Annotated in this window: 21 protein-coding genes; 10 read left to right on the top strand and 11 right to left on the bottom strand. The window is 31.4% G+C overall.

Going from position 1 to position 21663, the window contains the following annotated elements; all coding sequences use genetic code 11:
• Nucleotides 1-3: 3 nt before the first annotated feature.
• The 5 genes from FBF22_RS01255 to ilvE all read right to left on the bottom strand — a co-directional run bounded on the left by FBF22_RS01255 (nucleotide 4) and on the right by ilvE (nucleotide 5301).
• The gene (locus FBF22_RS01255) at nucleotides 4-2121 is read right to left on the bottom strand and encodes a methyl-accepting chemotaxis protein (protein ID WP_168940556.1); all 2118 of its coding nucleotides are present in this window, start codon (nucleotides 2119-2121) and stop codon (nucleotides 4-6) included.
• Nucleotides 2122-2233: 112 nt separating this feature from the next.
• Nucleotides 2234-2743: a DUF2393 family protein gene (locus FBF22_RS01260; protein WP_002826340.1), complete on the bottom strand. Its 510-nt coding sequence runs from the start codon at nucleotides 2741-2743 to the stop codon at nucleotides 2234-2236.
• Nucleotides 2743-3273, bottom strand: coding sequence for a DUF2393 domain-containing protein (locus FBF22_RS01265; protein WP_002874128.1), 531 nt, complete (start codon nucleotides 3271-3273; stop codon nucleotides 2743-2745). The genes FBF22_RS01260 and FBF22_RS01265 overlap by 1 nt, the downstream gene beginning before the upstream one ends.
• 12 nt (nucleotides 3274-3285) lie before the next feature.
• A complete protein-coding gene (locus tag FBF22_RS01270; RefSeq protein WP_002874129.1) occupies nucleotides 3286-4374 on the bottom strand; it encodes a prohibitin family protein in 1089 nt (362 codons plus the stop codon).
• 12 nt (nucleotides 4375-4386) lie between these two features.
• Nucleotides 4387-5301 (bottom strand): branched-chain-amino-acid transaminase, encoded by a 915-nt coding sequence (ilvE, locus tag FBF22_RS01275; protein ID WP_002851928.1) that lies wholly within the window; start codon nucleotides 5299-5301, stop codon nucleotides 4387-4389.
• Nucleotides 5302-5477: 176 nt separating this feature from the next.
• On the opposite strand from ilvE, the gene FBF22_RS01280 reads away from it, so the two are divergent.
• From FBF22_RS01280 to FBF22_RS01325, 10 genes are all read left to right on the top strand, one after another.
• Entirely contained in the window at nucleotides 5478-5684 is a 207-nt protein-coding gene (locus FBF22_RS01280) for a 4-oxalocrotonate tautomerase family protein (protein ID WP_002826901.1), read from the top strand.
• Nucleotides 5681-6136 (top strand): thioredoxin-dependent thiol peroxidase, encoded by a 456-nt coding sequence (gene bcp, locus FBF22_RS01285; protein WP_002873457.1) that lies wholly within the window; start codon nucleotides 5681-5683, stop codon nucleotides 6134-6136. Before FBF22_RS01280 ends, bcp begins: the two co-directional genes overlap by 4 nt.
• A complete protein-coding gene (locus FBF22_RS01290; RefSeq protein WP_002884620.1) occupies nucleotides 6136-7227 on the top strand; it encodes an epoxyqueuosine reductase QueH in 1092 nt (363 codons plus the stop codon). Before bcp ends, FBF22_RS01290 begins: the two co-directional genes overlap by 1 nt.
• A 94-nt stretch (nucleotides 7228-7321) precedes the next feature.
• Nucleotides 7322-7762 (top strand): 3-hydroxyacyl-ACP dehydratase FabZ, encoded by a 441-nt coding sequence (gene fabZ / locus FBF22_RS01295; protein WP_002884617.1) that lies wholly within the window; start codon nucleotides 7322-7324, stop codon nucleotides 7760-7762.
• The gene (lpxA, locus tag FBF22_RS01300; RefSeq protein WP_002884615.1) at nucleotides 7762-8553 is read left to right on the top strand and encodes an acyl-ACP--UDP-N-acetylglucosamine O-acyltransferase; all 792 of its coding nucleotides are present in this window, start codon (nucleotides 7762-7764) and stop codon (nucleotides 8551-8553) included. The genes fabZ and lpxA overlap by 1 nt, the downstream gene beginning before the upstream one ends.
• On the top strand, nucleotides 8546-9769 hold the full coding sequence (gene clpX, locus FBF22_RS01305; protein ID WP_002884613.1) for an ATP-dependent Clp protease ATP-binding subunit ClpX: 1224 nt from the start codon (nucleotides 8546-8548) through the stop codon (nucleotides 9767-9769). Before lpxA ends, clpX begins: the two co-directional genes overlap by 8 nt.
• A 10-nt stretch (nucleotides 9770-9779) precedes the next feature.
• A complete protein-coding gene (locus FBF22_RS01310; RefSeq protein ID WP_002857495.1) occupies nucleotides 9780-10820 on the top strand; it encodes a rod shape-determining protein in 1041 nt (346 codons plus the stop codon).
• Nucleotides 10810-11559, top strand: a complete 750-nt coding sequence (gene mreC / locus FBF22_RS01315; RefSeq protein ID WP_002859838.1) for a rod shape-determining protein MreC — start codon at nucleotides 10810-10812, stop codon at nucleotides 11557-11559. Before FBF22_RS01310 ends, mreC begins: the two co-directional genes overlap by 11 nt.
• A gap of 260 nt (nucleotides 11560-11819) precedes the next feature.
• Nucleotides 11820-15089 (top strand): carbamoyl-phosphate synthase large subunit, encoded by a 3270-nt coding sequence (carB, locus tag FBF22_RS01320; RefSeq protein WP_002884610.1) that lies wholly within the window; start codon nucleotides 11820-11822, stop codon nucleotides 15087-15089.
• Nucleotides 15086-15508: a hypothetical protein gene (locus tag FBF22_RS01325; protein WP_002851686.1), complete on the top strand. Its 423-nt coding sequence runs from the start codon at nucleotides 15086-15088 to the stop codon at nucleotides 15506-15508. Before carB ends, FBF22_RS01325 begins: the two co-directional genes overlap by 4 nt.
• On the opposite strand, the gene FBF22_RS01330 is transcribed toward FBF22_RS01325, so the two are convergent.
• The 6 genes from FBF22_RS01330 to FBF22_RS01355 are packed head-to-tail and all read right to left on the bottom strand — an operon-like array spanning nucleotide 15509 to nucleotide 21655.
• Nucleotides 15509-16486, bottom strand: a complete 978-nt coding sequence (locus FBF22_RS01330) for a transaldolase (protein WP_002884606.1) — start codon at nucleotides 16484-16486, stop codon at nucleotides 15509-15511. It abuts the gene before it with no gap.
• Nucleotides 16483-17109: a phosphoserine phosphatase SerB gene (gene serB, locus FBF22_RS01335; RefSeq protein WP_165433276.1), complete on the bottom strand. Its 627-nt coding sequence runs from the start codon at nucleotides 17107-17109 to the stop codon at nucleotides 16483-16485. Before serB ends, FBF22_RS01330 begins: the two co-directional genes overlap by 4 nt.
• Complete coding sequence (locus tag FBF22_RS01340; protein ID WP_002826355.1) at nucleotides 17109-17630, bottom strand: chemotaxis protein CheW; 522 nt, start codon at nucleotides 17628-17630, stop codon at nucleotides 17109-17111. The genes serB and FBF22_RS01340 overlap by 1 nt, the downstream gene beginning before the upstream one ends.
• Before the next feature lie 4 nt (nucleotides 17631-17634).
• Nucleotides 17635-19944 carry a chemotaxis protein CheW gene (locus FBF22_RS01345; RefSeq protein ID WP_002859840.1) on the bottom strand — a complete coding sequence of 770 codons (2310 nt, stop codon included), beginning with the start codon at nucleotides 19942-19944 and terminating at the stop codon, nucleotides 17635-17637.
• A gap of 3 nt (nucleotides 19945-19947) precedes the next feature.
• Nucleotides 19948-20904: a chemotaxis protein gene (locus FBF22_RS01350; protein WP_002851778.1), complete on the bottom strand. Its 957-nt coding sequence runs from the start codon at nucleotides 20902-20904 to the stop codon at nucleotides 19948-19950.
• Nucleotides 20897-21655 (bottom strand): UDP-2,3-diacylglucosamine diphosphatase, encoded by a 759-nt coding sequence (locus FBF22_RS01355; RefSeq protein WP_323469532.1) that lies wholly within the window; start codon nucleotides 21653-21655, stop codon nucleotides 20897-20899. Before FBF22_RS01355 ends, FBF22_RS01350 begins: the two co-directional genes overlap by 8 nt.
• Between the last annotated feature and the right edge of the window lie 8 nt (nucleotides 21656-21663).

Consider the following 21663-nt stretch of genomic DNA (forward strand, 5'->3'; position numbering starts at 1 on the left):
TAATTAAAACCTCTTCTTCTTAACATCTTCTAAGATATTATTAGCTATATCACTTACTGTACTAGAAATAATAGCTGATTCATTAGCAATTTCAACATTATCTTTAGTAGTTTGATCAATTTGAGCTACGCTATCATTGATTTGAGTGATACCTGCAGTTTGTTCTTTAATACTTTCTGCCATATCATTGATAGATTGAACAAGTAAATTAGTATTAGCTTCAATTTCTGATAAAGACTTTTGAGTTCTTTCAGCTAACTTTCTAACTTCATCAGCTACCACTGCAAAGCCTCTACCATGTTCTCCAGCACGAGCTGCTTCAATAGCTGCATTTAAAGCTAAAAGATTGATTTGATCTGCAATATCACCTATAATACCTGTAACATGTTTAATCACTTCAGATTGAGTGATAACATCACTAGTTTTAACTGAAACATTTTGCATAGAAGAAGTGATCTCTTCTAAAGCTGCTGCAGTTTCTTCTAAAGATTGAGCTTGAGAATTTGAAGAAGTGGTTAAGCTTTGAACAGCAGTTTGTAATTTTCCACTTTCATTAGCTAAAGCATTAGCAAAGTCTGAACTTTGTTTTAGCATTTTAACTATTTCATCACCTAAAGCATTAGTAGTTAATTCTACACTACCGCTAGCATTTTCTAATTTATTTCTAAAGTCTAAGCTTTTGTATTCTTCAAAAATTTTATGAATAGCATTCATATCAGAACCTACTCTAGCTTGTAAAACATCAAGAAGTTTATTTAGAACATTTTTAAGTTCAATAAGTTGTGGGTTTCTTGGATTAGCAGTAATTCTTGCTGTTAAATTACCACCTTCTACAACTGATACGGTTTGAACTGATTCTTTAACGGCTTGATTGTCTTGTTCTAAGCCTCTTTTAGTAGCAAGAATGTTTTCATTGATAATTTTACCCATTTTGCCCAATTCATCATTAGCTTTAATTTCAATTGTCTGAACTTCTATTTTTTCATGATTTAAAAAGCGAAAGAAATTTTCCAAAGACTTAAGTATAAGAGGAATTCTAGAGCCTATGATTTTTCTTATAAAAAAGTACACAACAGCCAAAATAGCAATTAGTGCTATTATAGCAACACTAATAATAATATATTGTAGTTTATATAAAGGGGCTAAAACTGATTTTTTAGGAGCTGTTACAATTACACTCCAATGACTAGAATTACCTAAAGTGCTAAATGAAGAGATACTAGCATAACTAAGATCTCCTGTTGAGGCAATATAATTATCTAAGATTTCATCTTTATGGTTTTTAACTGCCTCAACAATTAATTGAGCAGATTGATCTTTGTTAATATCAAATAAAGTTTTTAAAATTGCATTTTTATTTTTATGAATAGCAATAATACCCTGATCGTTCATTAAGAATCTTAGATCCCCTTCAAAAAAGTTGAATTTTGGATCCAATATAGTCTCGGAAATTTCTAGTAAATCTATAGTATATCCTATAACTCCAATAAATTTGCCCTTATTGTTAAAAATAGGCATACCGAAATTTATACCTAAAAATTCATTATTATCATAATTAAGTTTTCTAGGAGAATCTACAAAAACAGAGTCTTTATCTCCATATTTTGCATTTTGTTCGATATTTTGTATTAGATTTAATTGAGAGAAATTGTTTGGAGTTGAAATAGTAGTTATTCCACCAGATTTTTCTACTATTTGATCAAAAAATATCATAGAAAAAGTTTTTCCATCTGGGCTAATATATTTTTTATCTACATTCTGCATATCACTTAATACAGTAGTATCTTTTAAATAGAGAAATGTATATGCTGCATAGTGACTACTATCAAAAGTATTTTTTATAAGACTTTCAATTAAATCGATATCTATATGATCATTATTTTGAAACATTTCATTTAACGATGTAGCAACTCCTTTGGTTAGTGTGACTTCTTCATTTAACATACCTTGTATATAATTCACATATCTTTTTGAAGATAAGAAAATAGTATCTTTGGCTTCTTTTTCTGAATATGAAGCAACTTGAAAAGAAACAATAGCAATCATAAGAGCTGTAGCTAAAATAACACTAATAGCAACTGATAATAAGAGTTTTGAACTAACGCTCGATAGTCTAAACATGAAAAACCTCACATAAATTTTTTACTAAAAATAAAGCTCGTTAGCATATCAAAAAAAAATAAAATTAATATAAAATTATTTTTTATAGATGTTTTAAAACTATTTAACAATATCAAATACATTTTAAGGTGTGATAAAATTCAGGATTATTAAAAGTTGGAGGAAAAGGAACGCTAGCTCTAAATTCTTTATAGGTATTACCCGGGAGTGTGTCTATGATTTCTATAGTATAAGAAACACTTGTATTTTGCATTTTAGCGTTACGGATATTTTTATCATTGAAAATTTCACCTCCTACTTGTTGTTGGTTTAATATGCTAAGTATCAAATAGCATTTTTTGATTTCAAATTTAGTAAGATTTTGAACTTTTCCACTTACTATAACGCTTTCATGTCTTAGATCTCTTGTATAGGTTAGTTTGCTAAGATCGGCTTGAGTGGTGAATTGATTGATTGTCAGAAAAATAGAATATATCAAAAGTGCGGTAAAAATAGTAGCTATGGTATAAGAAATCAAAGCCATTTCTTTTTGTTTGACTTTTAGAAAGATTAAAATACAAATCAAGGCAAAGCAAATAAGTAAAATGATAAAAACTATAATATGAAAAATTGTAAAATGCATTAAAAACACTCCGAAACTAAGCGTACGGTATAGTTATTTTCATAGTTAAAATTTTCAAAAGCAATTCTTTGAAATTGGGTTGCGTTTTTCTTTAGATCTTTAATTTCTCTACTTTTTTGTCTAAAAGGGATAAATTTCTTTTTATATTCTTCTATGATATTATCATTAGGTATTTTATCTGCAAAAATTTTAGCTGTAATTTTACATTCTTTAAAATTATTTTTTGAATTATTTGTAATGTTAAAATCAACAATTAAATCATTTGAGCTTTGTATCATTTTTTGATCTGTAATAGCGATTTTTCGAGTTCTTACTTCATTGTCTATTAGTTTATACCCATAGATATAAACTAAAAAACAAATAATAATATCAAATGCAATAATAAAAAGTGCTGCTATAGGTCTATGGCGTAAAAATACGCAAAGAAGTAAAACACAAGTGAAGAGAAAAAAAACTAATAAAATCAGCATATAATCTACTAAATATAAATGAGTAGTGTAAAAAAGCACAATTTCTCTTAGTTTCTCCACTTGCGTATCCTTTTAGTTTATGTTGGCAGAACTTTGCTTTTTAGCATCTTTGGTATCAACCCAAATGTTTGGCACTGCTCCACCTGGAGTTAAGAAAATTTTAGCATCTTGATTGACTTTTAAGGCTTCATTAAATTCTTTTTGAGTTTCAATTTGCTTTAAATTTAATAAAGGGGTGTTTAGGCTGTTTGCGATTTCTTTATTAGAATAAGCTTGCGCATCTGCTTCTATTTTAACAGCCATAGCTTTACCTTTGGCGCTGATTATGGTTGCGTTTGCTTCCCCTTCAGCTAAGGCAGCTTTTTTTAAGGCTTCTTGATTAGCTCTTTCTACTTCATATTTGGTTCTTTCAGCCTCTTGTTTTGCAATTTGTACGCGTTCGATTTGTTCTTTTACTTTTGAAGGTAAAATAATTTCTCTAAGTTGTACAGCGCGAAGTTCTACAGGTTCATTTGGTTGAGCTTCTATGGTTTTTCTTATACCTTCTTCTATTTGAGCGGCTATTGTATTACGATTAGTAGGAAGTTCTTCGGCTGTATATTTTCCTACAACACTTCGCACTACATCACGAACAACTGGATCGATAATTTTATTTTCCCAATTTAAGCTCCAAGTAGCTATAGTTTGAGGAACTTGCAGAGGATTTAAGCGGTATTGTACTGTAACATCAATAGATACAGGCAATCCACGAGAGTCAAGCACAGAAATACTATTTTTATTAATAACACCTGAACCTGAAGATAAATTTTCATTACTTCCCTCTATAGAAGCATAGTTGATTTGTCTTACTCTAGTATCGATTATGGTTATTTTTTGTACAAAAGGTAAGAAAAAGTGAAGTCCTGGTTCTAATGGATTTGGGTCATATTTACCTGTTGTTGATTTAATTCCCATTTCCCCAGAATTTATCACCATAAAAGGTTTTGCAACGATTAAAAATAAGATAATAATAATCACCCCATAAATAAATGGAGAGAATTTTCCAAAACCTTTAAAATTAAATTCTGGTGCTTTGAAATTGAAATTTTGACGGTTGTTGTTTCCGTTATTGTTAGAATTTCTATTTTTTTTATTGAAATAATCATTTAAATCAGCTGGCATTTATTTCCTTTTTTAAATATAAGTTAGCATAGATGCGTATTTTTCATTGCGTCCATAAACTACATCAAAATAAGCATCTTGAAGTTTTTTAGTTACAGATCCTCTTAAACCATTTCCTATTATTCTTGCATCAATGTTGTTAATAGGTGTGATTTCAGCGGCTGTTCCGGTAAAAAATGCTTCATCAGCAGTATAAACTTCATCTCTTGAAATTCTTTGGCGAAGCACGGTGATACCAAGATCGTGAGCGATTTTAAGCACTGTATCTTGAGTAATGCTTTTTAAAGAAAAATCATTTGGAGGTGTGATTAAAACCCCATCTTTTACAATAAAGAAACATTCTCCTGTTCCTTCTGCGATAAAACCTTCTTCATCAAGCATTAAAGCTTCTTCATAGCCTGCTTCAATAGCTTCAAATTTTGCAATTTGAGAGTTAAGGTAATTCGCGCTTGCTTTAGCTTTTCCCATGCATGATTTAACACTATTTCTTGCAAAAGACGAAATTTTTACTTTTATGCCTTTTTCTAAACCTTCTTCTCCAAGGTAAGCACCCCATTCCCAAGCCGCAATTCCAACTCTTACAGGAGCTTTTATATGATAAAGTCCCATAACTCCATCGCCTAAGAAAATCAAAGGGCGGATATAGACATTGCTTTTAAAATTGTTTGCTTTTAAGAGTTCAATTTGTGCATTTTCAAGCTCTTTTTGAGAAAAAGGACAATTTAAAAGAGTAATTTTTGCAGACTCTAAAAGTCTTTTGGTGTGATCTTCAAGTCTGAAAATTGCTAAGCCTTTATCTGTTTTATAGGCTCTAGTTCCTTCAAAAACAGCATTGCCATAATGCAAAGAATGGGTTAAAAAGTGCAAAGTTGCATCTTTAAAATCAACTAATTTTCCATCCATCCAAATTTTATCTGCTGAGATCATTTTTTTTACCTTTTATAGTTGTTTATTTCTTAAAAAATATTATTTTAAGAATAAATCGGGATTTTATCAAAAATATACTAACAATAAGCTTTTATTAAATTAAGGTTTTTTGTTAAAAAAAATATTAGGTATTTTTTGAAATAATTATGAAAAATTATCGTTAAAAAGGAGAAATTATGCCATTAGTAAATATTAAATTAGCAAAGCCGTCTTTAAGCAAGGAACAAAAAGCGGAGCTTATAGCTGATATTACCAAACTTTTAAGCACGAAATATAATAAAAGTAAAGAAAGAGTTGTGGTGGTTTTAGAAGATGTAGAAAATTATGACATAGGCTTTGGCGGAGAAAGCGTTGAAGCTATCAAAGCAAAGGCAATTAAATGAGTTTAAACATAGGAGATAAAGCACCTCAGTTTGAGCTTTTAAATCAAGATGGGGTAAAAATAGCATTAAAAGATTTTATTGGCAAAAAGGTGATTTTGTATTTTTATCCAAAAGATAATACTCCAGGTTGCACTACAGAGGCTTGTGATTTTAGTTTAAATTATGATAAATTTGGTGGTAAAAATGCAGTGATTATTGGTATCAGTCCTGATAGCGTGGCAAGTCATGAAAAATTTATCTCTAAATTTGATTTAAAACATATTTTACTTAGCGATAGTGAAAAAGAAGTTGCTAAAGCTTATGGAGCTTGGGGGCTTAAAAAAAATTACGGAAAAGAATACGAAGGTCTTATTCGCTCTACTTTTGTTATTGATGAAATAGGTAGGATTGCTCAAATTTATAGTAATGTTCGTGTAAAAGATCATGCTTTAAAAGTGCTTGAAAGTCTTTAATGTTGGTGCATATTTGTTGCAGTGTGGATAGTCATTATTTTATTGAAGAACTTAGAAAGACTTATCCTGATGAAAAAATTATAGGATACTTTTATGATCCAAATATCCATCCCTTAAGCGAATACGAACTAAGATTTTTAGATGTAAAAAGATCTTGTGATAAACTTGGTATTAAGCTTTATAAAGGTGAGTATGAGTATGAAAAATGGCTTAATGCTGTGCGTGGTTATGAAGATGAGCCTGAAAAGGGTGCAAGGTGTGAAATTTGCTTTGATGTAAGAATGGGATCTAGTGTTAAATTTGCTGCTAAAATAGGAGAAAAAAAGCTTACTACTACGCTTTTAACCAGCCCTAAAAAAGATTTAGAACAGTTAAAAAATGCTTTACAAAAAGAATGTGAGCCTTATGGAGTAGAGTTTTTAGCTCCTGATTTTCGTAAAAATGGCGGTACTCAAAGACAGTTTGCTTTAGCAAAAAAGGAAATGCTTTATCATCAAAACTATTGCGGCTGCATTTATGGGCTTAAAAAACAAAAACAAGATAAGAATTTTATTGATGAATTAATGTCTCCTGTAAATAAGCAAATTTTACCTGCAAGTATAGAAGCAAGAATAGCTCTTTATAAAAAAGTAGTTTTATGGGAAAAAAAAGGTATAAAATTTGAAATTTTAAGAGAGAAATTTTTAAATTATCGTCTTTTAAGTGCTTTGATAAAATTAGATAAAAAGCCCGTTAAATCTCATATTTTATTTTATTCGCATTTTAAAAACGCTTATACAAGATTTTCTTTGGATGAGGAAAATTTAAAACAAAATTTAAAAGAAGGCTTTTATAGAAGTACTAAAGATGAAATAGTTTTAGTGGAATTTTGGCGTTTTAATGCATTTTTTAAAAACAAATGGAAAAATTTTGAAGATTTTTTAAAAAAACCTTTAAGTGTTCAAGCAGAAATTAAATGGCGTAATAAATTGTTTGGAACTTATAATCTTAGTCCTATTATCATCCTCGAAAATATTTTACCTTCAAGATATGAAGTGATAGCAAAAAGTGAAATTTATCATGATAATCAAGAGGTGCTTGTAAAAATTTAAGAAATTTATTAAGAAAAACTTTTTTTGTTAATATAATTTTTAATGATTTTTTTATATAATAAAATTTTTAATTGTTTTCAAGGTTAATTTAATAATGATAGATGTAATGCAAATTCAAGAAATTTTACCACACCGTTATCCTTTTTTACTAATAGATAAAATTACAGAATTAAAAGTTAAAGAAGTGGTGCGAGGATATAAAAACATCAGTATAAGTGATCATGTTTTTATGGGACATTTTCCAGGGCATCCTATTTATCCTGGAGTTTTGATTTTAGAAGGTATGGCTCAAACAGGTGGAGTTTTAGCTTTTGAAAGTATGGAAGATAAAGTGGATCCAAAAAGTAAAGTAGTTTATTTCACAGGCATAGATGGAGCAAAATTTAGAAATCCTGTGCGTCCTGGAGATAGGCTTGATTATGAAATGAGCGTGGTTAAAAATCGTGGTAATATGTGGATTTTTAAAGGGCAAGCTTTTGTAGATGGAAATTTAGTTGCAGAGGCCGAGCTTAAAGCTATGATAGTGGATAAATAATGAAAAAAATTCATCCAAGTGCGGTGATTGAAGAGGGTGCACAACTTGGTGACGATGTTGTAGTAGAAGCTTATGCTTATGTAAGCAAAGATGCTAAAATAGGTAATAATGTTGTCATCAAACAAGGTGCTCGAATTCTTTCAGATACAACTATAGGTGATCATTCTCGTGTATTTTCTTATGCTATAGTAGGCGATATTCCTCAGGACATATCTTATAAAGAAGAGCAAAAAAGCGGTGTTGTTATAGGGAAAAATGCAACTATTAGAGAATTTGCAACGATAAATTCAGGTACAGCTAAAGGAGATGGTTTTACTCGTATAGGCGATAATGCTTTTATTATGGCTTATTGTCATATTGCTCATGATTGTCTTTTAGGTAATAATATTATTTTAGCTAATAATGCAACTTTGGCAGGACATGTAGAGCTTGGAGATTTTACGGTTGTAGGCGGGCTTACACCTATTCATCAATTTGTCAAAGTAGGTGAGGGTTGTATGATAGCAGGAGCAAGTGCACTTTCTCAGGATATAGTACCGTTTTGTTTAGCAGAAGGAAATCGTGCAAGTATTAGAAGTTTAAATTTAGTAGGTACTCGTCGTCGTTTTGATAAAGATGAAGTAGATAGACTTAGTAGAGCTTTTAAAACTTTATTTAGACAAGGAGATTTAAAAGAAAATGCTAAAAATTTGCTTGAAAATCAAGAAAGTGAAAATGTTAAAAAAATGTGCCATTTTATATTAGAAACAAAGCGTGGAATTCCTGTCTATAGGGGTAAAAATAATGTCTAGAAAATGTAGTTTTTGCAATGAAGTGGAGAATCCACAAAGAAGAATTTTAGCAAATGAAAATGATGATGCTTTTATTTGTGAATATTGCGTTGAAGGTGCTTATAGTATTATTTATGGAGAAGAAAAAGAATTTAAAGAACCTAAACAAAGTTATAATACAGAATTTAAAGATATCACTCCAAAAGAATTAAAAGCTTATTTAGATCGTTATGTCATAGGACAAGATAGAGCTAAAAAAGTTTTTAGTGTTGGAGTATACAATCATTATAAAAGACTTTTTAAAGCTGAACTTCAAGATGATGATACAGAGCTTTTTAAGTCAAATATTTTACTTGTTGGGCCAACAGGAAGTGGAAAAACTTTATTGGCGCAAACTTTAGCTAAATTTTTAGATGTACCTATAGCAATTTGTGATGCAACTTCTTTAACTGAAGCAGGATATGTAGGTGAGGATGTAGAAAATATTTTAACACGTCTTTTACAAGCTGCAGATGGAGATGTGCAAAGAGCTCAAAAAGGTATAGTTTTTATTGATGAGATTGATAAAATTGCCAGAATGAGTGAAAATCGTTCTATTACTCGTGATGTAAGTGGAGAGGGTGTACAACAAGCTTTACTTAAGATTATCGAAGGAAGTTTGGTAAATATTCCACCAAAGGGGGGGAGAAAACATCCAAATCAAGAGTTTATACAAATTGACACTTCAAATATTTTATTTGTTTGTGGTGGAGCTTTTGATGGTTTGGAAACTATCTTAAAAAGAAAACTTGGAGATAAAGTTGTAGGTTTTTTTGATGATGCAAAAGAAGAAAATAAAGCTTTACTTGAGAAAATTGAACCTGATGATTTGGTGCATTTTGGTTTGATTCCTGAGCTTATAGGTCGTTTGCATGTGATTGCATCTTTAAATGAGCTTAATGAAGAAGATATGGTAAGAATTTTAACTGAACCTAAAAATGCCATTATTAAGCAATATCAAAAGCTTTTTGCTATTGATGGGGTAAATTTAAAATTTGAAGAAGATGCTCTAAGAGCTATCGCACAGCTTGCATTGGAGAGAAAAACAGGGGCTAGGGGGCTTAGAAGTATTATAGAAGAAATGATGGTAGATTTAATGTTTGAGTTACCAGAGTATAAAAACTATGATATTGTAATAACCAAAGAAGTTGTTAAAGACAATGCAAAGGCATTATTAATAAAAAGAAAAATAAGTTAAAAGGATAGAAATGATATTAGATCAACTTATAGGATTTTTTTCTAGTGATATGGGGATTGATTTAGGAACAGCTAATACGCTAGTTTTGGTAAAAGATAAGGGTATAGTGATAAACGAGCCTTCTGTTGTGGCAGTTGAAAGAGAAAGGTATGGTTCCAAAGCAAAAATTTTAGCCGTAGGTAAAGAAGCTAAAGATATGGTGGGAAAAACTCCAGGTAACATCGAAGCTATTCGTCCTATGAAAGATGGCGTGATTGCAGATTTTGATATGACTGAAAAAATGATCCGCTATTTTATAGAAAAAACACATCGTAGAAAAAGTTTTTTACGCCCTAGAATTATTATTTCTGTTCCTTATGGTTTAACTCAAGTAGAAAGAAAAGCGGTAAGAGAAAGTGCTTTAAGTGCAGGTGCAAGAGAGGTATTTTTGATCGAAGAGCCTATGGCAGCAGCTATTGGTGCAAGTTTACCTATACAAGAACCTAAAGGAAATTTGGTAGTAGATATAGGGGGTGGAACTACTGAGATCGGAGTGATTTCTTTGGGTGGACTTGTGATTTCAAAGTCTATTCGTACAGCTGGAGATAAGCTTGATATGAGTATAGTTAATTATGTAAAAGAAAAATACAATCTTATCATAGGTGAAAGAACAGGCGAAGAGATCAAAATCACCATAGGTTCAGCAATACAACTTCCAAAAGAACTTTCTATGGTGGTAAAAGGACGCGATCAAGTAAGTGGACTTTTAAGTCGTATTGAACTTACAAGTGAAGATGTAAGAGAAGCAATGCGTGAGTATTTAAAAGAAATTGCTGATGCTTTAAAAATGGTTCTTGAAATGATGCCGCCTGATTTAGCAAGTGATATAGTAGAAAATGGTGTAGTTTTAACAGGTGGTGGAGCATTGATTCGTGGTTTTGATAAATACTTAAGTGAAATTGTACGTTTGCCAGTTTATATCGCAGATGAACCGCTTTTAGCTGTAGCAAAAGGAACGGGTAAAGCTTTAGAGGAAATTTCATTATTGCAACAATTAACCAATGAAGAATAAGATTTTTTATGTTCTTGTCTTAGCCTTTTTGGTTTTTATATCTTTTTATTATGGAGGACTTATCAAGCAAAATGTTCTCCGTGTTAATGATTTTGTTATAGGTAATTTTTATAATATTAAAGATTATTTGGGAAAAAAAATTTCAGAACACTTTAATCAAGCAAATCAAATTCAGCAACTAAAAGCTAGAAATAAAGAATTAGAAGATATTGCTGTAAAGGTAACTAGTTTTGCAAATCAATTAAATCGTATTTTAGAGGATCAAAATTCTACAAAATATTTACCTCAAGTTTCTTTAACTAGAGTTATTTCTTACGTTCAATTGAATGATTATAAAAAATTATGGTTAGATTGGAGCAAAATTCCAGTTGGTAAAAATCGTGGTTTAATATATCAAGGATATACTGCAGGTATAGCTATTAATAAAAATGGTAGAGCAATGGCTCTCTTACAAGGTGATGATCAGTGTGTTTTTTCTGTTTATATAGGAAAATCCAAAGCTCCAGGTTTAATCCAGGGTGAAGATGGCAGGATTGTGGTTAAATTTATTCCAAAATGGGCAAAAATTAATACCGGAGATGAAATTTTAACAAGTGGACTTGATAATATTTTCTTTTCAGATATACCTGTTGGTATTGTGAATAGAGTTAATGATGAAGATATGTATCAAAGTGTAGAAGTAAAGCCTTATGTTAAGATTAGTATTCCTGCTTATTTATATGTAGTAGATAATTTATAAGTCAAGGATTAGACTTTTTAAAAATTTTCTATATTTTTGCTAATTATTATAACTTTGTTTAATGCTAAAAATTTTGTTAAATTATCAAATAAATGTTTATAATTGAATGAGAATTTTATAAAAAATCTTAAATTTCTTTATGTATTATTTCCTAGATTAAAAGCAGAGTGTTTATTTTTTAAAATTATATCGATAATTTCAAAGTTTATAAAACTAATTTTTGTTATAATCAGCCCAAATTTATGCTCTTAGGAAAATTTATGCCAAAACGAACAGATATTAAAAGCATTTTACTTATAGGAAGTGGTCCTATTGTGATAGGACAAGCTTGTGAATTTGATTATTCTGGAACTCAAGCCGCAAAGACTTTAAAAGAATTAGGATATCGTGTAGTATTAATCAACTCAAATCCTGCAACCATCATGACAGATCCCGAATTTGCAGATGCGACTTATATAGAACCCATAACAAAAGAAAGTATTTTAAGTATTATTAAAAAAGAAAAAATTGATGCAATTTTGCCAACTATGGGTGGACAAGTAGCGTTAAATGTTGCTATGGAAGTTTATGAAAGCGGACTTTTAGGAGATGTGAAATTTTTAGGCGCAAATCCTGAGGCGATTAAAAAAGGCGAAGATCGTCAGGTTTTTAAAGAATGTATGAAAAAAATTGGCATGGATTTGCCAAAATCGATGTATGCGTATAATTATGATGAAGCTTTAAAAGCTGTAGATGAAATTGGCTTTCCTTTGATGATCCGTGCTTCTTATACTTTAGGGGGTGCTGGAAGTGGCGTGGTTTACAATATGGACGAATTTAAAGAACTTGCCAATACTGCTTTAGCTTTATCACCTATCCATGAAATTTTGATTGAAGAAAGTTTGTTAGGTTGGAAAGAATATGAAATGGAAGTTATACGCGATAGAGCGGATAATTGTATCATAGTTTGTAGCATAGAAAATATCGATCCTATGGGAGTTCATACAGGAGATAGTATTACAATAGCTCCAGCATTAACTTTGACGGATAAAGAATATCAAGTTATGCGTAATGCTTCTTTTGCTATTTTGCGTGAAATTGGCGTAGATACAGGCGGAAGTAATGTGCAGTTTGCTATCAACCCAAAAAATGGAAGAATGATAGTTATAGAAATGAATCCAAGAGTTTCAAGATCAAGTGCTTTAGCTTCTAAGGCAACGGGCTATCCTATAGCAAAGGTTGCGACACTTTTGGCAGTAGGCTTTAGTTTAGATGAGATTAAAAATGATATTACAGGAACTCCTGCATCTTTTGAGCCTGTGATTGATTATATTGTAACAAAAATTCCTCGCTTTACCTTTGAAAAATTTCCAGGAGCAAACACAACTTTAGGTACAGCTATGAAAAGTGTGGGTGAGGTGATGGCTATAGGACGCACTTTTAAAGAAAGTATACAAAAAGCACTTTGTTCGCTTGAGCGTTCTTTAAGTGGTTTTGATAGAGTAAAATTTGAAGATAGAAATGATCTTGTTTTTAAAATTCGCAATGCCAATGAAAAGCGTTTACTTTATGTTGCTCAAGCTTTTAGGGAAGGTTTTAGCGTAGAAGAACTTTATGAGCTTTGTAAAATAGATCCTTGGTTTTTAACACAGATTAAAGAAATTGTAGATTTTGAAGAGCAAATTGATATGGATATTTTAAACAATAAAGCTCTTTTGAGAAAAGCAAAAACTATGGGCTTTTCAGACAAAATGATAGCTTTGCTTGTAAATTTGAAAGATAATTTAGAATTAAGCCAAAATGATATTTATTATGCAAGAATGAAGCAAAAAATCATCGCAGAATTTAGTGAAGTGGATACTTGTGCGGGTGAATTTGAAGCTTTAACTCCTTATCTTTATTCAAGTATCAATGTAAGCGAACTCACTCAAAGTAAAAACGATACTAAGGATAAAAAAGAAAAAAAAGTGATGATTATAGGTGGGGGGCCAAACCGCATAGGACAAGGTATAGAATTTGACTATGCTTGCGTACATGCTTCTTTTGCGCTTAAAGATATGGGTATTAAAACTATTATGTATAATTGTAATCCTGAAACCGTTTCGACTGACTATGATACAAGTGATATTTTGTATTTCGAGCCTATTGATTTCGAACATTTAAGAGCGGTGATTGAGCGTGAAAAACCTGATGGAGTGATTGTGCATTTTGGTGGACAAACTCCTTTGAAATTTGCTAAGCGTTTAAGTGCTTTTGGAGCTAAGATTATAGGTACTAGCTCAAGAGTAATTGATATGGCAGAAGATAGAAAGAAATTTGTCGAATTTATTACAAAGCTAGGTATCAATCAGCCAAAAAATTCTACTGCAACAAGCGTAGAAGAAGCGGTTCTTAAGGCTAGTGATATAGGGTATCCTGTGCTTGTAAGACCAAGTTATGTTTTAGGTGGGCGTGCGATGCGCGTGGTAAATGATGAGGCTGAACTGAGACTCTATATGCAAGAAGCTGTGGATGTAAGCGATAAAAGCCCTGTTTTGATCGATCAGTTTTTAGACAATGCTACAGAAATTGATGTTGATGCGATTTGTGATGGCAAAGATGTTTATGTTGCAGGAATTATGGAGCACATAGAAGAAGCAGGAATTCATTCAGGTGACAGTGCTTGTTCTTTGCCGCCTTGCAATATCGATGAAAAAATGCAAGAATTTATTGCACAAAAAACCGCAGATATTGCTTTAAATTTGGGAGTTGTAGGGCTTTTAAATATACAATTTGCTTTACATAATAATGAGCTTTATATGATAGAGGTAAATCCTAGAGCTAGTCGTACCGTACCTTTTGTTAGTAAAGCTACGGGTATTCCTTTAGCAAAAGTGGCAACGCGTGTGATGTGGCAAGGAAATTTAAAAGAAGCTTTAAAATTTTATGATACTTTTAAAGTGGTTAATTTTGATACTAAAATTTTACGCCCTAAAACTCCAAAATATATGAGCGTGAAAGAAGCAGTATTTCCATTTGCAAAACTTAGTGGAAGTGATTTAGAATTAGGCCCTGAAATGCGTTCAACGGGTGAAGTTATGGGTATAAGCAAGGATTTTGCAAATTCTTATGCGAAAAGTCAAATTGCATCGTTTAATCATCTTCCAGAGCAAGGCGTGGTATTTATCTCCTTAAAAGATAAGGATAAAAAATATACCAAAAAAATCGCTGCAGAATATGTAAAGCTTGGCTTTAAGCTTATGGCAACAGGGGGAACTTGCAAGGAAATTTTAGAAAGTGGTTTTGAGTGCGAACTTGTACATAAAATTTCAGAAGGACGCCCCAATGTTGAAGATAAATTGAAAAATGGGGAAATTCACTTAGTTATCAATACAAGCGATAGTCACAGTTTTAAAGGCGATACGAAAAAAATTCGTGAAAATATTATTCGTTTTAAAATACCTTATTTTACAAATTTACGATCAGCTTTAGCAGGTGCAAAATCGATTAAAGCTATACAGAGTAAATCTTGCCTAGATGTAAAGAGTTTGCAAGAGTGGCTTAAATCTTGATTTATTTAGCTCAAACAGATACTACGGTAGGATTTTTAAGTAAAAATTTAGAAGAGATTAATGCTTTAAAAGGTAGAGATAAAAATCAGCCTTGCTTAATCACTTCTGCGAAATTTTGCGAGTTAAAAAGTTTAGCAAGAATTCCAAAATCTTTTAAAAATTTAGTACGTCGTTCTAAAAAAACAACTTTTATTTATCCCAATAATCAGGCCATTCGTATTGTGAAAGAGTGTAAACATGCGAATTTTTTAAGTAAAAATGGCTATTTTTATTCATCTTCGGCAAACAAGCATGGAAAAGAATTTGATGAAGAATGGGCTAGAAGTGTTGCCGATATAATACTTGATGAGAAATTTTTCGAAAATATCCCATCAAAAATATTAAAACTTTCAAAGAATAAAATGATAAAAATACGTTAATTAAAGAGCTTTTAAAATATCTTCAAAAGCAATACAAAATTGCTCTAGGCCATCACTTAATAAGTCATTGCAAGCTTTTTCTCGTTCACTTTGAGAAATGATTTGATTAAGTTCTGTATAAATTTCAAAATTCATTAAAGGTTTTTTAAAATGCATTTTTCTTTTAAATGCCTCTATTGCATCAAGAGGAGCAGTATTAACAGAATTCTCAAAAAGAAGTTCTTTGATATAATAGTCTTTTGGCAGATCATCTCCTTTAACTCCGGTGCTTGCAAACAAGGCGCGAATATTAGGTTCATTTTTTGAGTAGATATTGTTATAAGCTAAATTTGCATTTAAAATTCCAATACGATTTTGCTCCTTAGCCTTAGGATTTAAAAGTCTATCAAAACGACTTACAAAAATACTTATAACAGCTTGTGGTGTTCTAGTGTTTTGTTCTTTTAAGGCTATATTGTTTTTTCTAAATTCGACTAAACCTGCATTTAAAGCTTCAAAACATTTTTGACTTTGTTCAAGAGAAAAAATTAAGGTAGCATTGACGCTAATACCATTTTTCATAAGTTCATACATTACTTCATAAGAAGCTTTTGTAGCTGGAATTTTAATCATTATATTTTCTTTGCCAATAGCACTATAAAGTCTTTTAGCTTCACCTAAACTAAGAGTTGTGTTATCATGAAGTCTTGGATCTATTTCAATACTTATAAATCCATCATTTTTTTGATAAAAAAGAGGAGCTAATTTATCAGCTGCTTTTTGAATATCAGAAATTGCTAATTCTTCATAAATATCTTTTGTTTTTTTTTCTTTTAATTTAAGAATTTTATCTTTATAAATTGGAGAATTTAAAATAGCATTTTTAAAAATAGCAGGATTTGAAGTAGCGCCATTAATTCCATGTGATAATAAAATTAAAAATTCATTATCTAAAAAACTATTTTCTATAAAATCACACCAAAGAGAAAAATTTTTCATTGTATTACCTTTATTATTTCTTTTAAGTCTTTTATATCTATGCAAATATCAGCTTGAGAACGTAAAATTTCTTTAGCACAAAATGCAATCTTTAATCCACTTTCGTTAAACATTGCCAAATCATTTGCCCCATCGCCAACACACATCACTTCATCTGTTTTCAAATTTAAAAAGCTTTTTAATCGTTGTAGCATTAAGCCTTTTGAATTTGAAAACATCATTTCCCCACCAACTAGCCCTGTTAAAATGTCATTTTTATGATGCAGATAATTTGCAAAACCGAGGTTAATTCCAAGTTTTTGCATAGCAGGATTTATGCCTTCATGAAAACCACCGCTAAAAATAACAATTTGTATATTTTTAGATTTTAAATATTGGATAAGTTCATGTGCTCCACGCATTAGTGGAAGTGTGCTACTTAATTCTAAAACTTTTTTATAAGACATACCTTTTAAAAAGCTTACTCGTTTTTGAAGACTTTCGAAAAAATCAAGTTCTCCAGTCATAGCATGGCGGGTAATTTCGCTTGTTTGATTACCCTTGCCATGCGCTGTAGTTAAAATATCGATGGTTTCACCATCCATTAAAGTAGCATCAAAGTCAAAAACACAAAGTTTAATCATTAAAATTCGCGCTTAAGCAAAGCTTCTACTTTGAGTATAGTTAAGATATTTTCATCTCTTTTTCCTATACCATAAATCATACCTTTGTCTTTAACTAAAGTTTCAGGTGGTGGATCGATTCTGTTTCTGTGAATTTTAATTGCTTCAGTTAATCTATCTATAACAAAACCAGCATTTCCTCCAACTCCAGTTCCATTTGTCTCACCTCTTAAAACAATATATCTTGTTTGAGGTGTCATTTTAGAACTTCCTAAATGAAAGCGTTGAGCTAGATCAATGAGCGGCATAACATTACCACGCATATTAAAAACCCCTAGAACATAATCAGGTACACTAGGAACTCTAGTATATTCTATAGGTTTGATGATTTCTTGTATATTAAGAATTGGAATCGCATATTCCTCATCTCCAACTACAAAGCCAACAAGTTGGATGATATCATCTTCTCTTTGATCGACATCAGGACCAGCCATCTGAGTTTGCTGTTTTTGCAAAATTTGCTCTAATTTTTCATTACTCATATTCTTATCCTAGTTTCAAATTTTTTCTAACCACATTTTCCAAGTATTCTGGAGAATAAGGTTTAGTGATATATTCAGTCATACCCACTTCAACACCTCTTAAACGGTCAGTTTTACTTGTTCTTGAAGTAACTGCTATCAATGGTAAGTTGCGATATTTAGAATACTTTCTAATTTCACCAGCTAAGGTGTATCCATCCATTCTTGGCATTTCGATATCTATAAGCATTGCATCAATATCATGTTCGCCAGATTTTATAATATTCAATGCTTCAACACCATTTGTTGCTTCGATTAAACTAACTCCTAGCGGTTCTAAAGCTTTTTGCATTAAAGTTCTATCCATTTTAGAATCATCTACAATTAAGACTTTATAATCACTTGGTTGTTCTTTAGGTTTTTTCGCACTTGATTCTAATTGCGCTTTAATATCAACTTTAATTTCTTTGGCCATATCCATCATAGCGCCTACATCAATGATTAATGTCACCCTACCATCACCACGGATTGTAGCTCCTGCTATACCTTGGATATTTTGTAAATAATCACCCATGGATTTAATAACTATTTCTTCTTGTCCTACAAGAGTATCTACTATAATACCAAGCTTGCTTTCTGCTACCCCTATAACAACGACATAAGTTTGATCACCGCTTTCAAGGACTTGTTTAACTCCAAATACATCTGAAAGTCTCACAAGAGAAAGCACTTCATCTCTTAAGCGTAATACATTTTTACCTTCGATAGTATAGATATCATCAATTGGCACTCTAACTGTTTCAAGAACGCTTGCAAGTGGAATTGCATAGAATTCCTCTTGAGTTCCTACAAGTAAAGATTGAATGATTGCCAAGGTAAGAGGAATTTTAAGTTTAAATGAACTTCCTTTACCTAACTCACTATCAATTTCAATTACCCCATTAAGTTTTTCGATGTTGGTTTTAACAACATCCATTCCTACGCCACGACCTGAAACATTTGTTACTTTAGCCGCAGTTGAAAAACCAGGCTTGAAAATCAAAGCAAAAGCTTCTTTGTCTGTCATTTGATCTGCTTCTCTTTCGGTAATCAAATTTTTCTCTATAGCTTTTGCTTTTAAGCCATTTGGATCAAGTCCTTTACCGTCATCTGTAATTTCTACAACGATGTGATTGCCCTCATTATAAGCTTTAAGTTGGACTATACCTTTTTCAGGTTTTCCATTCGCTGCACGAGTTGCTGGATCCTCAACACCATGATCACATGAATTTCTAATCATATGCATGATAGGATCGCCAATTTCCTCTACGATAGATTTATCAAGTTCAGTTTCTTCACCTGTAATTTCAAGTTCTATTTGCTTTCCTAATTCACGACTTAAATCACGAACAACTCTTGGGAATTTATTGAAAACTTTTGCTATAGGTTGCATTCTTGTTTTCATCACAGCAAGCTGAACATCAGTTGTAATAATACTTAATTGACTTACAACCTGATTAAGTTCTTCAAGGAATTTTTCTCCTTCATAACGCTCTTCAACATCATCGTAAATTTTAAGCAAACGGTTTTTGCCTAAAACAAGCTCCCCAATTAGATTCATTAAGTGATCTAATCTTTTTACCTCCACGCGTATGGTTTGATCCATACTGCTAGCATTACTACCTGAAGCAGGAACTTTTTTCTCTCCACTTTCCGTAGGTTTATTTGCTGTATTGTTAGTCGGTTTAGGTGCCGCATTTGTTGTTTGTTTCTTTTGTGCGCGACGAGCTTGATCTTCAGCTTTTCTAACTTTTAAAAGTCTTTCTATTTCAGCTTCAACTTCAGAATCACTTAATTGATTAACATCTACTTCAGGTTCTGGAGTAGCTATTTCTTGTTTTGGTGCTTCTAGTTCTGCTTGTGGAGTAGATTTTTCATTTGAATCTGTTGCCACAACAGGAGACTCTCCCTCTGAAATAGCTGTTAATCTTGCGCAAATTGGTTCTATATCCATACCAATAGCAGTATCGTTGCCATTATCACGAATGGAATTAAGTAAAGTTTTCATTCTATCAATAGACTCTAAAACCACATCCATGATATCTGGAGTTATTTTTAACTCGCCATGTCTTGCTTTGTTTAAAACATCCTCCATGTGGTGAGTTAACTTTGTTAAAACATCAAAATTTAAGAAGCTTGATGATCCTTTAACCGTATGTGCAACACGGAAAATTCTATTTAATAATTCTAAATCTTCTGGATTTGATTCAAGCTCTACTAAATCATGGTCGATTTGCTCAACAAGCTCAAAAGCTTCAACCAAAAAGTCTTCAAGTATTTCTTGCATATCTTCCATATTTTACCCCTGTTCTTGAGATTGATGTTTTTTAATAACCTTTGCAATTTCATTGAAGAAATCGCTAGCGTTAAATTTGACAAGATAGCCTTCTCCACCAGCTTCTTGAACACCTTTCTCATTCATAAATTCATTTGATAAAGATGAGTTAAAGACTATAGGAATATCTTTAAATCTTGGATCTTCTTTAATGCGTGCAGCAAAGTGGAAACCATCCATTTGTGGCATTTCGACATCGCTTACTATAATTTTTAAAGTATCGTTTAAACTTTCACCATAAATTTGGCTTAATTCTTCTAATTTGTTTATGCCCTCTACGCCGTCCTTAGCTTCAACAACTTGAAAGCCCATCTGTTGCATCATTTCTTTGACGCGTTTTCTAGCAGTCATGCTGTCATCAAGTATAAGTGCTGTTCCAGTAAATTTTTCTATTTTTCCAAAATCTATATCTGTTTTTGGAGCGTAAATTCCTAAATCTTCAACAACACTTTCAAGATCTAAAATTAGCAACACTTCATCATTTTCAATGCGTGTTACACCTGTAATTTTACCTTTATCTAAAGCACCTGATCCTGTAGAAAAAGTTGCTGGTTCTATATCTTTCCAGTTTATTCTACGAATTCTTTTTGCTTCGTGAACTATAAAACCAATAAGAATATTGCTAAATTCAGTAATAATAACTCTAGGTTTTAGCATAGTGCTTTCTGGCTCAGTGATTTGCATCCATTTGGCAAGATTGACTACAGGTATAACCACTCCACGAAGATCAAAGATACCTTCGATGTAATCAGGTACACCTGGAAGTTCTGTAAGGCTTGGGATTTTTATAATCTCCCTTACCTTAGAAACATTTACACCATAAATTCCTTCATAGACTTTATCGTGCCCTTGCTTAAAGATACGGAAATCGACAAGCTCCATTTCATTTGAACCCGTTTTCACGATATTTTCATCAAACATTTTGACCCCTCAATTTCTGTTCTCGAAATTTGATTTCTTGCTGATATTCTACTACAAAAAAACTTCTCTTATATGCAAAACTAGCTAAGTTAAGATATTTAATGTTTTCTTTGTTGATTTGATGATTTTGATGATAGTGTCCTTCACATACCCAAAATCCTAAATTTTCATATTTTTCATATCTTTTTTTCGCTAAATTTTCAAAATCTTTTATTTGATAAAAAAGGTTTTTTTTGTTTTGATTTTGAAGAATTTTATTTGAAATAAAATTACGAGTAATAATATTTAAAAAATTCAAAAATACAAGCAAATAATGATTTCTTAATGTTTTCAGAGTAAATTGTAAAAGAGGTGGTAAAAAAATATCTCCGTGAGCTAATTTTATAAAAGCATTATTTAAAACAAGATTATTACCTTTACTTGTATGCAAATTAAGCTTTATGGGCTGCTCTTGTAAGTTAAAAATTTTTACCCTTTTAAAAAAACAAGAAAGATTAAAATCATGATTGCCTTCTAAGTAGATAATTTCAATTTTTAAGGCCAATTCTTCTAAAAGTTCTATGTAAGGTTTAGCAAATTCATGTGTAGCAGAGATTTCGCCTATAAGCAAATCGAAAATATCACCCATAAGTATGAGTTGAGGGGTGGAAATTTTACCTTTTTTTAAGGCTTGTAAAAATTCCCAAAATCCCTTTCTTTGTTCATTTTCATGAGCATCTGCGATTAAAATCGCTCCATTTTGTAGTAAAATTTTTTATC

This window comes from Campylobacter sp. CFSAN093260, from assembly GCF_012890095.1.
In the GTDB taxonomy this organism is placed as follows: Bacteria; Campylobacterota; Campylobacteria; order Campylobacterales; family Campylobacteraceae; genus Campylobacter_D; species Campylobacter_D jejuni.